At 67.1% G+C, this 16,595-nt stretch carries 8 protein-coding genes; 6 read left to right on the top strand and 2 right to left on the bottom strand.

Annotation, left to right across the window (positions count from 1 at the left end):
- The first annotated feature begins 43 nt into the window (after positions 1-43).
- From AWC25_RS14995 to AWC25_RS14985, 3 genes are all read left to right on the top strand, one after another.
- On the top strand, positions 44-469 hold the full coding sequence (locus tag AWC25_RS14995; protein WP_069398817.1) for a nuclear transport factor 2 family protein: 426 nt from the start codon (positions 44-46) through the stop codon (positions 467-469).
- Positions 470-539: 70 nt separating this feature from the next.
- Positions 540-1,013: an FAS1-like dehydratase domain-containing protein gene (locus AWC25_RS14990; RefSeq protein ID WP_244899525.1), complete on the top strand. Its 474-nt coding sequence runs from the start codon at positions 540-542 to the stop codon at positions 1,011-1,013.
- Complete coding sequence (locus AWC25_RS14985; protein ID WP_069398819.1) at positions 1,010-1,456, top strand: MaoC/PaaZ C-terminal domain-containing protein; 447 nt, start codon at positions 1,010-1,012, stop codon at positions 1,454-1,456. The genes AWC25_RS14990 and AWC25_RS14985 overlap by 4 nt, the downstream gene beginning before the upstream one ends.
- A gap of 147 nt (positions 1,457-1,603) precedes the next feature.
- Here AWC25_RS14985 and AWC25_RS14980 read toward each other — a convergent pair whose 3' ends face one another.
- On the bottom strand, positions 1,604-3,088 hold the full coding sequence (locus tag AWC25_RS14980; protein WP_069398820.1) for an aldehyde dehydrogenase: 1,485 nt from the start codon (positions 3,086-3,088) through the stop codon (positions 1,604-1,606).
- A 99-nt stretch (positions 3,089-3,187) separates the two neighbouring features.
- On the opposite strand from AWC25_RS14980, the gene AWC25_RS26860 reads away from it, so the two are divergent.
- A complete protein-coding gene (locus AWC25_RS26860) occupies positions 3,188-4,549 on the top strand; it encodes a secreted hydrolase (protein ID WP_158089756.1) in 1,362 nt (453 codons plus the stop codon).
- Here the strand turns inward: AWC25_RS26860 and AWC25_RS14970 are convergent.
- Positions 4,532-5,683 carry an aromatic ring-hydroxylating oxygenase subunit alpha gene (locus AWC25_RS14970; RefSeq protein ID WP_069398822.1) on the bottom strand — a complete coding sequence of 384 codons (1,152 nt, stop codon included), beginning with the start codon at positions 5,681-5,683 and terminating at the stop codon, positions 4,532-4,534. The two genes, AWC25_RS26860 and AWC25_RS14970, sit on opposite strands and share 18 nt — an antisense overlap.
- 337 nt (positions 5,684-6,020) lie before the next feature.
- Between AWC25_RS14970 and AWC25_RS14965 the strand changes: the two genes are divergently transcribed.
- Both AWC25_RS14965 and AWC25_RS14955 read left to right on the top strand, forming a co-directional pair.
- Entirely contained in the window at positions 6,021-6,740 is a 720-nt protein-coding gene (locus AWC25_RS14965) for a DUF1906 domain-containing protein (RefSeq protein WP_142278856.1), read from the top strand.
- 555 nt (positions 6,741-7,295) lie between these two features.
- Complete coding sequence (locus tag AWC25_RS14955) at positions 7,296-16,568, top strand: type I polyketide synthase (protein ID WP_069398884.1); 9,273 nt, start codon at positions 7,296-7,298, stop codon at positions 16,566-16,568.
- The last annotated feature ends 27 nt before the right edge of the window (positions 16,569-16,595 follow it).

The raw sequence follows: 16,595 nt of genomic DNA, 5'->3' as shown, positions 1-16,595 counted from the left end.
GTTCATTTCGTTTTCATCTCGGGGAGAGGCTGGCGAGCAAGAGATGACACTGACCTACCAACAAGAACAGTTCCTCAACGCCGCGACCGGCCGCGACGCGATCCTGAACCTGAATGCTCGACACAATCGCGCCTATGCCGAGGGAGACCGGGACCGCTGGATCGGTACATTCCGCCATTCCGGCGCCAACTTCGTCCGGGACGGCGAAGTGTTCACCGACCTACGGCTGGGTTTCGACGGCGGCGACGGACAACGGTTGGTGACCGTCGACCACGAGATCGCCATCGACGGCGTCAACGCGGTACAACGCTGTGTCGCACTGCTTTTCGCTTCGTCATACGGCGACGCCTCGCTGCGGGCGACCGGGACCTACCGCGACGAACTGATCTACGAGCGCGGCGGCTGGTACTTCACTTCCCGCAACCTCACTTGGGATGCGGTGCCGAGCCGGCACCCACTCGTCATGTGAGCGGCACCGATACGTGGATCCCGACCTCAGCTATCAATTAGCGTTCGGCACGTACGAGGACGCGCTGCAGATGGTCGGCGCGGTCAGCGAAGCGCGCACCGCGGCAACACCGGTCAGCGGTGCGCGGATCCAGCTGTTCGCTGCGATGATTCACGACGGCAATCGCTCCTATTGGGACACCGAGTTCGCCCGCCGACAGTGGGGTGGTTTGCTGGCGCCGCCGGCGCTGTTGATGGGATGGCTGATCCCGCCGCCGTGGCAGCCCGGCGGCCGGCCGCCCGCCGCGTCGCTGATCCTGCGAGTACCGTTGCCGGGCACCACGTTCATCAACGCCGCCAACGACGTCGAGTTCCTGGAACCCATCGTCGAAGGCGATACTCTCACCGTCGTCGAGGAATTGGTGTCGGTGTCACCGGAAAAGCAGACCCGGTTGGGCGTCGGACATTTCATCGAGACGCTGGAGACGTATCGCCGCCAGGACGGTGCCGTCGTCGCCCGATCGCGAAATACGTTGTTCCGCTTCACCCCGGCGGCGCCGGCATGACGGCCGCGGAATTGAATTGGAACGAGATCACCGTTCCCGCGGCGCTACCCGAAGTCGTCGACGAGATCAGCTACCAGCGGGTGGTGGAGAACGCCGGAGCGACGTGGGACTATTTTCCCGGTCACTTCGATCCGGAGTACGCCCAAAAGCAAGGCAACTCAACGATTTACGTTAACACGATGCATCTCGCCGGGTTCGCTGACCGAGTCGCCACCGACTGGGCCGGGCCGCGCAGCCGCGTGGTGCGCCGCTCGCTGCGGCTCGCCGGCTCCATCTATGCCGGCGACACGATGATCGGGCGGGGCCGTGCTGTGGCCAAGCGTCGTGACACGTCCGTCGACCCGCCGCGCTGTCTCGTCGACATCACGATCGAAGTGACCAACCAGCATGGCGTCCTGTGTTGCCCGGTCGAGCTCACGTTGCAGGTGCCGGAAAGCGGTTGACGGCGCAGCAGAACTGCATCTGAGGGTGTGTCGGCACTTCGGCGAGGCGGTTGCCTCGGCCGAGGGCAACTGGCAGCGGTGCAGCCCATGCGAGGGGTACAGGCACGGCAGCTCGCGCGCCTCGGCCGTGACCCGTGCTGGCGCAACTCAATCGGCTAGCGGCGGCAGTTGCCCCCGGCACACTAGGGTCTGAAGCTCGACGTACTCCTCGAGGCCTTCCGGGCCGAATTCGCGGCCGAGGCCGGATTGCTTGAAGCCGCCGAACGGGGCGCCGATGTCCAGGGTATACATGTTGATGCCGTAGGTACCGGTGCGCACGCCCGCCGCCACCTCCAGGCCGTGGGCGATGTCGGAGGTCCACACCGATCCGGCCAGACCGTAGTCGGTGTCGTTGGCAATCCGGATCGCGTCGGCTTCGTCGCGATAGCGCAGCACCGTCAGTACCGGCCCGAAAATCTCCTCCCGGGCGATGCGCATGTCGTTGGTGGCATCGGCGAAAAGCGTTGGCCGCACATACCAACCGCGATCGGTCGGACTGTCTTGAGCGGTATTGAGGCCGCCGACCACGACGCGGGCGCCCTCGCTCTGACCGGACCTGATGTAATCCTGAACCCGTCGCTGCTGTCGCTGTGCCACCAGCGGCCCGACATCGGTGGCTTCGTCGGCCGGGTCGCCGACAGTCAGCGACGACATCATGCCGGCCAGCGCGTCGACGACGTCGTCATGACGCTTGTCGCTGACCAGGATCCGGGTCTGGGCCACGCATGCCTGACCGTTATTCATCAGCCCGGCCGACTTCAGCCCGGCAACGGTCTTGTCGATGTCGGCGTCGTCGAGGATGATCGCCGCGGACTTGCCGCCCAACTCCAGGCTCACCCGTTTGAGCTGCTCCCCGCACAGCATGGCGATGCGGCGTCCTACCGCGCTGGAACCGGTGAAGGCGATCTTGTCCACGCCGGGATGGCGTACCAGCGCCTCGCCGATCTCGGGTCCGCCCGGCAGCACCGACACCACGCCTTCGGGCAGGTCGAGCTGCTCGATCATCTCCGCCAACCACAAAGCGTCCAAAGGAGTTTCGGGCGCCGGTTTGATGATGACCGGGCAGCCGGCGATCAACGCGGGGATCAGCTTGGGCATGATCAAGAACTGCGGAACGTTCCACGGCACGATCGCCCCGACCACGCCGACCGGCGCCCTGCGCAGGTGCACTTCGCCCAGCACGCCCTGGCGACGTTCGGTCCAGGGGAACTTGCGGGCGTCCGCCAGGTTGAGGTGAATGATTGTCGCCGCCGCCGCCGTTTGACCCAATCGGCTGAAACTGCGGGGCGAGCCCATTTCCTCGGTGATGAGGTCGGCCATCTCCTCGAGGTGGCCGCCGTAGATCGCGGCCAACTGTTCGACTTTGGCCATTCGATCGGCATGCGCCATGCGGGGCCACGGCCCGTGGTCGAAGGCGTGCCGCGCCGCGGCGACGGCCGCCTCGACGTCCTGTGGTCCGGCGACCTGGACGTGGCCGACCGGCTCCTCGGAGTGCGGCGAGATCACGGACAGCTGTTGTGGGTTTGCGGGCTTGCGCCAGTGCCCCCCGATGAAAACTTCGTTGTAGGTCCGATGGTCGGAATTGTCTGGCATCGGGGCACTTCCTTACGGAGGAATTGAGGCCGTGACCGTAACGCTGTTGACGCTAACATAGCGAAAAAAGCATGATGGCGCCGTGGCAAGGAAGCCGACATGAGAAACGATTGGCGCAGTTACCCGTTTCACTTGGTGCCCGGGGACAGCCAGCTGGATTTCCCCGCCGCCGAGGGTGAGCATCCCGACCAGGAGTCGGATACCTGGTTCATCGCCGGGCAATTGCAAGCCGTCCAGAGCGACCGGTCGCTCGCCTTCCTGACCATCTTCAACAAGAACCAGCCCGGGGGCACCGTCGTCGCCGACTTCTACACGATGGCGTTGTTCGATCTGGATTCCGGCGACTACGGGACGTTCACCGATTACGACATGCCTCCCGCGAACATGCAGCCGGGTGCGTGGCGCAAAATGACAATGGCCGCAGGATATCTCGACCTCAGCTACCGCAGTAGCGCCGGGACCGCGTCGTGGACGACCTGTCGTGACGGCGACGGCGAATTGTTGCCGTATACGTATCGCGTCAGCCTGGTGGGCAAGGATCAGCAGGGGCGATCCATGCGGTTGGATCTGGTCGTCACCCCGACGCGCGCGCCGACGCCGGTGGGGGCCTCGACCTACAACGGCAAGATCGTCTGCTTCGGCCAGAGTGACACGTACTCGTACTTCCAGACCGGCATGTCGATGACCGGAACGTTGCGTTGGGGGGACACGGTCGAGCAGGTCTCCGGCAGCTCCGGGCATGTGGACCGGCAGTGGTTTCCCAAGTACGCCGGTGGCGGCGGTACGGGGGGAGACCCGCGGAGCCGCTCGCACGAATGGCGAACGATCAATTTCGACAACGGCGTTGATCTGAGCATCTGGCGCCAGTTCGACCGCGCGAATGGCAATGCGCTGCAACCGTTTACCGGTGTCACGACGAGCCATCCGGACCCGGCGATCGCGCCGGAGTGCGCCGAAGACGTAGAAGTCACCGTCAGCAGCTACGTCCGCTGGCCCGAGACCGTACGACCGCTGGTGCGTCCGCCGGCGCCGGCGCGGTATTTGCCCGACCGTCACCGGATCACCTGCGCCACACTGCAACTCGACCTCGTGGGCGAGCCGCTGGTGCCCGCCCCCGCGCATGGGCTGCCGATCGAGTACATGGAGGGCCCGTATCGCTATCAAGGCACGATGTGGGGCAAGCCGGTCAGCGGCTTCGCGTTCAACGAACGCTCGCTGGCGTTGTACCGGGACTGGGAACTGATCGAGGTATTCACCACCACCGTGTCCAACATGGAACCGGCCGATCGAGAACTGCAGATGACCGCGGGCCTGTTGGTGCAGCTGGTGGCCGGGGGTCGCCGGTCAGATGCGGTCGAAATGCTGACCATGGTGCGTCCAACCCAAAGCGGGCTGCTGGCAACGCTTTTGGGCGATTTGATCGCCGTGCTTTCCGAAGCGGAATCAACCACCGGCGGCTGACTCCGACAGCGCCCGGGCCCAGGCGAGGTGGCGATGCTGCAGCCCCGGCTCGTTGCGGCCGAATACCAGATGGTCGCGGGCGCCCGAGGAGAGATTGGCTTGCAACCCCTCCACCAGCCGGTAGTCTTCGTCGCGCACCGTGGCATGCGCGTAGTCGAAGACGGCCTGCGCGCCGGTTGCCACGGATTCCTCGGAGAGGTCCAGCGGCGTCGAATTCTGGTGCACGGTGATCGATCTGCCGGGCTCGTCGCCGGGGTAGATGCGGAACAGCTCGCCGTTGGCGATCGTCACCGACAGCACGATATTGGGGAACAACGCGTAGATCACCACCATGTTGTGGAACGGGTCCCATTGTTCCTCGGGGACGTTCTCCAGCTCGAGGATCGTGTTGAGCGGGAAGATCAGCCGGTGATGAGGGCCGTAGGAGTCGAACACCGTGCAATTGCTGCGCGCGATGGTGGCGAACGTCTGTCGATGTACCGTGGCGAAGTGGTAGTTCTCGGCGAAGGTGTCGACGGCCAGCTTCCAATTGATCGGGGCGTCAAGCACTTTCTCGCCCAGCGGCGACCAGCGGCCGATGCCCCACGAATCGAGCTCGTCGGCGAGCGGCCCCAGGTGTGCGGCGACGTCGAGGGTGGCGTCTTTGTCCAGCCCCACCCACAGGAAGCCGCCGAATTCGGCCGCCGGCAGTTCGGTCAGTCCGTCGGACCTGATCGTCATCTCCGGGAAGCCCTCCCGGCCCGGTAGGCCGACCAGCTTCCCGGTGTTGTCGTACGTCCAGGCGTGATACGGGCAGGTGAACCGCTTGGCGGTACCGCATCCCGTCGCCACCTGTGACTGTCGGTGTAGGCAGACATTCTCGAAGGCCCTGACCACGCCGTCCGCGGCTCTGGTCATCAGTATCGAGCGCCCCATCACCGTCTTGGTGCAGTACGAGCCGGGGCCGGGCAGCTCGGAGACGTAACCGACCAACTGCGGGCTGGCGAGCATCAGCGCGCGGTCGCGGTGGTGGCGTTCCGCCGAGGTGTAATCGCGGGCGTCCACGGTGTGTTGGCCGGGTGCGAGGTCGGTCGTCTTGTCGCGGGCCAACTTCAATGCCCGCCGGGTCAGGTCGATGAGTTGGTCACGGTCCATCACACGCCCCCTGCGTCGCTGAGCTCTCCGGCGCTAACTTTATAAAGTTAATTGTGACAATAACAATGCGGGCGGGCGGCACGGCGGTCGGACGGGTGGCCCGTCGGACGGGTGGCCCGTCGCGGGGGCGTCCCATGGGTGTGCACTGCTGGCTTTCGGTGTGCGTTCCGGGCGGCGAGCCCCGGCGTGTCGACGCCGTAGGCGCACACTCGACGCCCCAGGCGCACACTCGACGCCCCAGGCGCACACCCGACGCCGCAAGCTCTCAAAGATGTGACGGACCTGTTACCTGTGTGACTAATGTGTCTGCTGAGGTTTCTGTCGTACCCTGTGCGATGTGTCGATGTCGCGTCGTGACGTGCTCAAATTCGCGGCCGCGACGCCGGCCCTGATAGGCGCGGGTGTCGCGGCGACGTCACTGTCCACCGCTGTGGCGTCGGCATCGCTGGGCACGTTGTTGGACTACGCCGCGGGGGTGATCCCGGCCAGCCAGATCCGCGCCGCGGGCGCCGTGGGCTCGATTCGCTACGTGTCGGACCGGCGACCCGGCGGCAACTGGATGCTGGGTAAGCCAATCCAACTCGCCGAGGCCCGTGACCTGCACAGCAATGGCTTGAAGATTGTCTCGTGCTACCAGTACGGCAAGGGCAACACCGCCGACTGGCTGGGCGGAGCCAGCGCCGGGCTGCAGCACGCCAAGCGGGGGCTGGAGCTGCACAGCGCGGCCGGCGGTCCCGCCACCGCCCCGATATACGCGTCGATCGACGACGATCCGTCCTATGAGCAGTACAAAAGCCTGATCGCGCCGTACCTACGGTCCTGGGAGTCGGTGATCGGACATCAGCGGACGGGCGTTTACGCCAACTCCAAGACGATCGACTGGGCCCTGCACGACGGACTGGGTTCCTACTTCTGGCAGCACAACTGGGGCTCGCCCAAGGGCTTCACCCATCCGGTGGCGAATTTGCACCAGGTTGAGATCGATAAGCGCAGCGTCGGCGGGGTCGGCGTGGATATCAACGAGATCCTCCAGCCGCAATTCGGGCAGTGGGCCTAGCAACTGTTGGTCCCATGTGGACGTTCCGGACCTAATAACCGATAGCACGGCGCTTGCGCAAGTCGGTTCCAGCAAACAGTCGTTCGCCGATCTCCGCTCCGGCCGGAGCCGGACGGACCCGCGAGACTCGCACGGGCGCGGCGTCCTGTGCGAAACGCCATACGAATTCTTAACATAACGATTTGATAACAATGCCGCCTTGAACTGCGCAGTTATAGCTACTCGACCGTAACCACCTGCATGCAGGACATTTGTTCTGGATACCCGTGGGGCCGGTTAATCCGGGTGTTACCCACAACACGGTTACCCGTGCGTAGAACTCGCCAGTAACCGATCCGGCCCGAAAAATGAGCCGAAATCTTATGACACTCTTAGTGCAGCCGATGCAGTCCGCCGCGCCGCTCGGTCCGCAAGAGTGGCCCGCCGAGAACACACCGGTGACCATTTTGGCTGCGATTCAAAGCGGAATCGGCCTCAAGGCAGTTGGGGCCCCGCCCGCCGGGCGTTCAGCCGGCCGAACGAACCGATACGGAAGACGCATACAGGGAGATACAGGTGACGATCCACGAGCACGACCGGGTGTCCGCCGACCGCGACGAGAACGGCCCGCTGAGCACCCACGCCCTGGTTGACCGTCTCGCCGCCGGGGAGCCCTATGCGGTCGCGTTCGGCGGCCAAGGCAGCGCTTGGCTGGAAACCCTCGAGGAGCTGGTGTCCTCGGCCGGAATCGAAACCGAAATCGCGACGTTGGTCGGCGAGGCCGAGCTGCGGCTCGAGCCGGTGGCCAAAGAGCTGGTGGTGGTGCGCCCGATCGGCTTCGAGCCGTTGCAGTGGGTGCGTGCGCTGGCCGCCGAGGACCCGGTGCCCGCGGAGAAGCAACTGACGTCGGCCGCGGTGTCGATGCCGGGTGTGCTGCTCACCCAGATCGCCGCCGCACGCGCGCTGGCCCGCCAGGGCATGGACTGGGCCGCGACGCCACCGGTCGCCGTCGCCGGGCACTCGCAAGGGGTGCTCGCCGTCGAGGCTTTCAAGGCTTTACAGGACGGGGACGCGGCGCGCGACGTCGAGCTGCTGGCGCTGGCCCAGCTGATCGGTGCGGCCGGGACGCTGGTGGCGCGGCGGCGTGGCATCTCGGTCCTCGGCGACCGCCCGCCGATGGTGTCGGTCACCAATGCCGACCCGGAACGCATCCTGCGGCTGCTCGAAGAGTTCTCCCAAGACGTTCGGACCGTGCTGCCCCCGGTGCTGTCCATCCGCAACGGCCGCCGTTCCGTCGTCATCACCGGCACCCCGGAGCAACTGTCCCGCTTCGAGCTGTACTGCCAGCAGATTTCCGAGAAGGAAGAGGCGGAGCGCAAGAACAAACTGCGCGGCGGCGACGTGTTCGCGCCAGTCTTCGACCCGGTACGCGTCGAGGTGGGTTTCCACACCCCGCGGTTGGCCGACGGCATCGACATCGTCGGCGGCTGGGCCGAGAAGGTTGGCCTGGACGTCGCGCTGGCTCGGCAACTGACCGAGTCCATCCTGGTGAGCCAGGTCGACTGGGTCGAGGAAATCAACCGGGTGCACGAGGCCGGTGCGCGCTGGATTCTCGACCTGGGTCCCGGTGACATCCTGACCCGGCTCACCGCCCCGGTGATCCGCGGCCTCGGCGTCGGCATCGTGCCCGCCGCCACCCGCGGCGGGCAGCGCAACCTGTTCACCGTCGGCGCCACCCCCGAGGTGGCACGTCCGTGGTCGAGCTACGCGCCGACCGTGGTCACCCTGCCCGATGGGCGCACCAAGCTGTCGACGAAGTTCACCCGGCTGACCGGCCGGTCGCCGATTCTGCTGGCCGGCATGACCCCGACCACCGTCGACGCCAAAATCGTTGCCGCGGCGGCCAACGCCGGACACTGGGCCGAGCTGGCGGGCGGCGGTCAGGTGACCGAGGAGATCTTCGCCAACCGCATCGACGAGCTGTCCCGGCTGCTCGAGCCGGGCCGCACCTATCAGTTCAACACCCTCTTCCTGGACCCCTACCTGTGGAAGCTTCAGGTGGGCGGCAAGCGGCTGGTGCAGAAGGCCCGCCAGTCCGGCGCCGCCATCGACGGGTTGGTGATCAGCGCCGGCATACCTGACCTCGAGGAAGCCGTCGAGCTGATCGACGAACTGAACGACGTCGGCATCAGCCACGTCGTGTTCAAGCCCGGCACCGTCGAGCAGATCCGTTCGGTCATCCGCATCGCGACCGAAGCACCCACCAAAGCCGTGATCGCGCACATCGAGGGCGGCCGCGCCGGCGGTCACCACTCCTGGGAAGACCTCGACGACCTCCTGCTGGCGACGTACTCGGAGCTGCGCTCGCGGCCCAACATCACCGTGTGTGTCGGCGGCGGCATCGGCACGCCCGAGCGGGCCGCCGAGTATCTGTCCGGTCGCTGGTCGCAGCCGTACGGGTTCCCCTCGATGCCGATCGACGGCATCCTGGTCGGCACCGCGGCGATGGCCACGCTGGAGTCGACCACCTCACCATCGGTGAAGCGGATGCTGGTCGAGACCACCGGCACCGACCAATGGATCGGCGCCGGGAAAGCCCAGGGCGGCATGGCCTCCAGCCGCAGCCAGTTGGGCGCCGACATTCACGAGATCGACAACAGCGCCTCGCGCTGCGGCCGGCTGCTCGACGAGGTCGCCGGCGACGCGGACGCCGTCGCCGAGCGCCGCGACGAGATCATTGCGGCGATGGCCCGCACCGCCAAGCCCTACTTCGGCGACGTCGGGGAAATGACGTACCTGCAGTGGCTGCAGCGTTACGTCGAACTGACCATCGGCGACGGCCACTCGACCGCGGACACCGCAGGAATGTTGGGGCCCGACAGCCCGTGGCTGGCCGACACCTGGCGCGACCGCTTCCAGCAGATGCTGCAACGAGCCGAGGCCCGACTGCACCCGCAGGACCACGGCCCGATCCAAACCCAATTCGACGACGAGGCGCTGCTGGAAAACCCGGGCCAGGCCATCGCGACGCTGTTGCAGCACTACCCCGAGGCCGAAACCGTGCAGTTGCACCCGGCCGACGTGCCATTCTTCGTGACCTTGTGCAAGACGCTGGGCAAGCCGGTCAACTTCGTGCCGGTCATCGACAAAGACGTGCGCCGCTGGTGGCGCAGTGACTCGCTGTGGCAGGCACACGACGCCCGCTACGACGCCGACCAGGTCTGCATCATCCCGGGTATCGCCGCGGTTGCCGGCATCACCAAGATGGACGAGCCCGTCGGTGAACTGCTCGACCGTTTCGAGCAGGCCGCCATCGACGAGGTGCTGGGCACCGGCGTCGAACCGACGCCGGTGCGTTCGCGGCGGCTGGGCCGTTCCGACGTGATGGGACCGCTGGCCGTCGTGCTGGATGCCCCCGACGTAGTGTGGGCCGGACGCACCACCACCAACCCGGTACACCGCATCGCCGACCCGGCCGACTGGCTGGTGCACGAAGGCCAGCGCGCCACCCATTCGTCCACCGGCGCGCGCCTGCAGGTGCAGTCGGACAATGGCGCCGGAACCGAGCAGGTCGTGCTCAGCGTGCCGGTGTCCGGCGTGTGGATCGACATCCCATTCACATTGCACGCCAACACAATTGACGGCGGAGCACCGGTAGTTTCCACCGAAGACGCCACCGCCGCGATGCGGGCGGTCCTGGCGATCGCCGCCGGCGTCGACGGTCCGGAGCTCCTCCCGCCGGTCACCGACGGTTCGGCCACCGTGACGGTGGACTGGGACCCCGAGCGCGTCGCCGACCACACCGGAGTCACCGCCACCTTCGGTGAGCGGCTGGCGCCCGGTCTGACCATCGTGCCCGACGCACTGGTCGGCCTGTGCTGGCCCGCGGTATTCGCGACGATCGGATCGGCGGTCACCGACGCCGGGGTCCCGGTTGTCGAGGGCCTGCTGAGCCTGGTGCACCTCGACCACGCCGCTCACGTGGTCGGCAAGCTTCCGGCCGACCCCGACCAATTGACCGTTACCGCAACGGCTTCGCCCGCCACCGACACCGACATGGGTCGGGTGGTCCCGGTCTCGGTACGGGTCGTCGGTTCCGACGGCGCGCCGATCGCCACCCTCCAAGAACGGTTCGCCATCCTCGGGCGTACCGGTCCCGGCGAACTCTCCGACCCGCCCCGGGCCGGAGGCGCGGTGTCAAAGAACGCGACCGACACCCCGCGGCGTCGCCGCCGCGACGTGAAGATCACCGCGCCGGTCGACATGCGGCCGTTCGCGGTGGTGTCCGGTGACCACAACCCGATCCACACCGACCGGGCGGCTGCGCTGCTCGCCGGACTGGAATCGCCCATCGTGCACGGCATGTGGCTGTCCGCCGCCGCACAGCACACGGTGACCGCTACCGACGGCCAGGCCCGTCCGCCGGCTCGGCTGATCGGCTGGACCGCGCGCTTCCTGGGCATGGTGCGTCCGGGTGACGAGGTCGACTTCCGCGTCGACCGAGTCGGAATCGACCAGGGCGCAGAGGTTTTGGAGGTCGCGGCACGCGTCGGATCCGATCTGGTGATGTCGGCGACCGCGCGCCTGGCCGCACCCAAGACCGTCTACGCGTTCCCCGGTCAGGGCATCCAGCACAAGGGCATGGGCATGGAGGTCCGGGCCCGCTCCAAGGCCGCCCGCAAAATCTGGGACGACGCGGACAAGTTCACCCGCGAAACCCTGGGTTTCTCGGTGCTGCACGTGGTGCGCGACAACCCGACCACGCTCATCGCCAGCGGTGTGCATTACCACCACCCCGACGGTGTGCTGTACCTGACGCAGTTCACTCAGGTCGCGATGGCCACCGTCGCGGCCGCCCAGGTCGCCGAGATGCGCGAGCAGGGCGCGTTCGTCGAAGGCGCTATCGCCTGCGGCCACTCGGTCGGCGAATACACCGCGCTGGCCTGCGTGCTCGGCGTCTACGAGCTGGAAGCGTTGCTGGAGACGGTGTTTCACCGCGGGTCGAACATGCACGACATCGTGCCCCGCGACGAGATGGGCCGGTCCAACTACCGGCTGGCGGCGATCAGGCCGTCGCAGATCGACCTGCCCGACGACGAGGTCAAGAACTTCGTCGCCGAAATCGCCGAGCGCACCGGGGAATTCCTGGAAATCGTGAACTTCAACCTGCGCGGTTCGCAGTATGCGATCGCCGGCACGGTGCGCGGTCTCGAAGCCCTCGAGGAAGAGGTGGAGCGGCGCCGTGAAATCACCGGCGGCAAGCGCTCATTCATCCTGGTGCCGGGCATCGACGTCCCGTTCCACTCGCGGGTGCTGCGGGTCGGTGTTGCCGACTTCCGCCGCTCGCTGGAACGTGTCATGCCGCGTGACCAAGACCCAGAGCTGATCATCGGGCGCTACATCCCCAACCTGGTGCCGCGGCCGTTCACGCTGGATCGCGACTTCATCCAGGAGATCCGCGACCTGGTCCCGGCCGAGCCGCTCGACCCGATCCTGGCCGACTACGACACCTGGCTACGCGAGCGGCCGCGGGAAATGGCCCGGACCATCTTCATCGAGCTGCTGGCCTGGCAGTTCGCCAGCCCGGTGCGCTGGATCGAAACCCAGGACCTGCTGTTCATCGAGGAGGCCGCCGGCGGCCTGGGCGTGGAACGATTCGTCGAAATCGGTGTCAAGTCCGCGCCGACCGTCGCCGGACTGGCCACCAACACCCTCAAGTTGCCCGAATATGCCCACAGCACAGTCGAAGTGCTCAATGCCGAGCGGGATGCGGCGGTGCTGTTCGCCACGGACACCGACCCGGAGCCGGAGGCCGAGGAGGTCGAGGTGGTTGCGGATGATTCCGCGGCTGTCGCCGCGGACGGTGCACCCCTTTCTAACGTCGCCCCGGCCGTCGCTGCGGCTCCCGCCGGAGCTCCGTCCGGTGCTCCGAGGCCCGACGACCTCGGATTCGACGCGGCCGACGCTACGTTGGCGCTGATCGCGCTGTCGGCCAAGATGCGCATCGACCAGATCGAGTCGCTGGACTCTATCGAGTCCATCACCGACGGCGCGTCGTCGCGGCGCAACCAACTTCTGGTTGACCTGGGTTCGGAGTTGAACCTCGGCGCGATCGACGGAGCCGCGGAAGCCGACCTGGCGGGGCTTCGGGCGCAGGTGACCAAGCTGGCCCGCACCTACAAGCCTTACGGCCCAGTGCTTTCCGACGCCATCAATGACCAGCTGCGGACGGTTCTTGGTCCGTCCGGCAAGCGGCCCGCCGCGATCACCGATCGGGTCACCAAGACTTGGGAGCTGGGCGAGGGCTGGGCCAAGCACGTGACGGTCGAGGTCGCGCTGGGCACCCGCGAGGGCACCAGCGTTCGCGGCGGTGCCCTGGGGCACCTGCACGAGGGCGCACTGGCCGATGCCGGCACCGTCGACAAGGTGATCGACGCGGCCGTCGCCTCGGTGGCTGCGCGCCACGGCGTCTCGGTCGCGCTGCCCTCGGCGGGCGGTGGCGGCGGCGCCACGATCGACGCGGCTGCGCTCAGCGAGTTCACCGACCAGATCACCGGCCGGGACGGCGTGCTGGCTTCGGCGGCCCGCCTGGTGCTGGGCCAGCTGGGTCTGGACGACCCGGTCAGCGTCTCACCGGCGGCGACCGACGCCGAGCTCATCGATTTGGTCACCTCCGAATTAGGTTCGGATTGGCCGCGTTTGGTGGCACCGGCGTTCGAGGCCAAGAAGGCGGTCGTGTTCGACGACCGCTGGGCCAGCGCCCGCGAGGATCTGGTCAAGCTGTGGCTGTCCGACGAGGGTGATATCGACGCCGACTGGAAACGCCTGTCCGAGCGCTTCGAGGGCGCCGGCCACATCGTCGCCACCCAGGCCACCTGGTGGCAGGGCAAGGCGCTGGCGGCCGGCCGTGGAATCCACGCGTCGCTGTACGGCCGGATTGCCGCGGGTGCGGAGAACCCGGACCCCGGTCCGTACAGCAGCGAAATCGCCGTCGTGACCGGCGCATCGAAGGGTTCGATCGCCGCCTCGATCGTGGCGCGGCTGCTCGACGGTGGTGCCACCGTGATCGCGACGACGTCCAAGCTCGACGACGACCGGTTGGCGTTCTACCGCAAGCTGTATCGCGACCACGCCCGGTTCGAGGCGGCGCTGTGGGTGGTGCCGGCCAACATGGCGTCGTACTCCGACATCGACGCCCTGGTCGAGTGGGTCGGTACCGAACAGAACGAAAGCCTTGGGCCGCAGTCGATTCACATCAAGGACGCGCAAACCCCGACGCTGCTGTTCCCGTTCGCTGCGCCGCGGGTGGCGGGCGACCTGTCGGAGGCGGGTTCGCGTTCCGAGATGGAGATGAAGGTCCTGCTGTGGGCTGTGCAGCGGCTCATCGGCGGCCTGTCGAAGATCGGCGCCGAGCGGGACATCGCCTCGCGACTGCACGTGGTGCTGCCCGGCTCGCCCAACCGCGGAATGTTCGGCGGTGACGGCGCCTACGGCGAGGCCAAGTCCGCCCTGGACGCCCTGGTCAGTCGCTGGCACGCGGAGTCGTCGTGGGCGACGCGAGTCAGCTTGGCGCACGCACTGATTGGCTGGACACGTGGTACCGGGCTGATGGGCCACAACGACGCCATCGTCGACGCCGTCGAAGAAGCGGGTGTCACCACCTACTCCACCGACGAGATGGCCGCGATGCTGCTGAACCTGTGCGACGTGGAGTCGAAGGTGGCGGCGGCCAGCCAGCCGATCAAGGCCGATTTCACCGGCGGTCTCGGCGACATCGAACTCGACATGGCCGAACTGGCCGCCAAGGCGCGCGAGGAGATGTCTTCGGAGACAACAGAAGATGACGGGCCGGCCGAAGGCGCCATCGCCGCGCTGCCATCCCCGCCACGCGGTTTCACCCCGGCGCCGCCGCCCCAGTGGGCCGACCTCGACGTCGACCCCGCCGACCTGGTGGTGATCGTCGGTGGGGCGGAACTGGGCCCGTACGGGTCGTCGCGCACCCGCTTCGAGATGGAGGTCGACAACGAGCTGTCGGCGGCCGGCGTGCTCGAGCTGGCCTGGACCACGGGGTTGATCCGCTGGGAGGACGACCCCCAACCGGGTTGGTATGACACGCAATCCGGCGAGCTGATCGACGAGGCCGACCTGGTCGAGCGTTACCACGACGTGGTCGTCGAGCGCTGCGGCATCCGGGAGTTCGTCGACGACGGATCGATCGACCCCGACCATGCGTCGCCGCTGCTGGTGTCGGTGTTCCTGGACAAGGACTTCGCCTTCGTCGTCTCCTCCGAGTCCGACGCCCGCGCCTTCGCCGAGTTCGATCCCGAGCACACCGTGATTCGCCCGGTGCCCGACTCGAGCGACTGGCAGGTTATCCGCAAGGCGGGCACCGAGATCCGGGTGCCGCGGAAGAACAAGCTGTCGCGCGTCGTCGGTGGGCAGATCCCGACGGGATTCGACCCCACGGTGTGGGGCATCAGCGCGGACATGGCGAGCTCCATCGATCGGCTCGCGGTGTGGAACATCGTCGCGACCGTCGACGCATTCCTCTCGGCCGGATTCAGCCCCGCCGAAGTGATGCGCTACGTGCACCCGAGCCTGGTCGCCAACACCATGGGCACCGGTATGGGTGGCGGCACCTCGATGCAGACGATGTACCACGGAAACCTGTTGGGCCGGAACAAGCCGAACGACATCTTCCAGGAAGTTCTGCCGAATATCGTTGCCGCGCATGTGGTTCAGTCCTACATCGGCAGCTACGGGGCGATGATCCACCCGGTCGCCGCCTGCGCTACCGCAGCGGTTTCGGTGGAGGAAGGTATCGACAAGATCCGATTGGGCAAGGCCGAAATGGTCGTGGCCGGCGGTATCGACGACCTGACGCTGGAAGGCATCATCGGATTCGGTGACATGGCAGCCACCGCCGACACCCAGATGATGCGAGCCCGGGGCATTCACGATTCGAAGTTCTCCCGGCCCAACGACCGACGGCGCCTCGGGTTCGTCGAGGCCCAGGGCGGCGGCACGATCCTGTTGGCCCGCGGTGACCTCGCGCTGAAGATGGGTCTGCCGGTGCTCGCCGTCGTCGCGTTCGCGCAGTCCTACGGCGACGGTGTGCACACCTCGATCCCGGCTCCGGGGTTGGGCGCCCTGGCGTCCGGTCGGGGCGGCAAGGACTCGCCGCTGGCCCGCGCCCTGGCCAAGCTCGGGGTGAGCGCCGACGACGTCGCGGTAATCTCCAAGCACGACACGTCGACGCTGGTCAACGACCCCAACGAGACCGAGCTGCACGAGCGGCTGGCCGACTCGCTGGGGCGGTCCGAGGGTGCGCCGTTGTTCATCGTGTCGCAGAAGAGCCTGACCGGGCACGCCAAGGGTGGTGCGGCGGTCTTCCAGATGATGGGCCTGTGCCAGATACTGCGCGACGGCGTCATCCCGCCCAACCGCAGCCTGGACTGCGTCGACGACGAACTATCCGGGTCGGCTCACTTCGTGTGGGTGCGCGACACTTTGCGGCTGGGCGAGAAGTTCCCGGTCAAGGCCGGCCTGGTGACCAGCCTCGGGTTCGGCCACGTGTCCGGGCTCGTCGCGCTGGTGCACCCGCAGGCGTTCATCGCCGCACTGGATCCGAGCCAGCGCGAGGACTACCAGCGGCGCGCCAACGCACGGTTGCTGGCCGGTCAGCGCCGACTGGTGTCGGCCATCGCCGGCGGCGACCCGATGTACAAGCGCCCGCCGGACCGTCGCTTCGATCACAGCGCTCCGGAGAAGCGGCAGGAGGCGACGATGCTGCTGAATCCGGTCGCGCGCCTGGGCGACGACGACGCCTACGAGGTGCCTGCCGGGTGATTTCGGCGATCGGTTAGCCTGGCCAGC

Origin of the sequence: Mycobacterium sherrisii (assembly GCF_002102355.1) — a bacterium.
GTDB classification, from domain to species: domain Bacteria; phylum Actinomycetota; class Actinomycetes; order Mycobacteriales; family Mycobacteriaceae; genus Mycobacterium; species Mycobacterium sherrisii.
This window is presented reverse-complemented; position numbering and strand designations above follow the sequence as displayed.

What these genes read in the sequence shown, in the direction of transcription:
- AWC25_RS14985 (WP_069398819.1), top strand. Translation starts at nt 1,010, where the DNA reads ATGACGGCCGCGGAATTGAATTGGAACGAGATCACCGTTCCCGCGGCG.
- AWC25_RS14990 (WP_244899525.1), top strand. Translation starts at nt 540, where the DNA reads ATGGTCGGCGCGGTCAGCGAAGCGCGCACCGCGGCAACACCGGTCAGC.
- AWC25_RS26860 (WP_158089756.1), top strand. Translation starts at nt 3,188, where the DNA reads ATGAGAAACGATTGGCGCAGTTACCCGTTTCACTTGGTGCCCGGGGAC.
- AWC25_RS14995 (WP_069398817.1), top strand. Translation starts at nt 44, where the DNA reads ATGACACTGACCTACCAACAAGAACAGTTCCTCAACGCCGCGACCGGC.
- AWC25_RS14970 (WP_069398822.1), bottom strand. Translation starts at nt 5,683, where the DNA reads ATGGACCGTGACCAACTCATCGACCTGACCCGGCGGGCATTGAAGTTG.
- AWC25_RS14980 (WP_069398820.1), bottom strand. Translation starts at nt 3,088, where the DNA reads ATGCCAGACAATTCCGACCATCGGACCTACAACGAAGTTTTCATCGGG.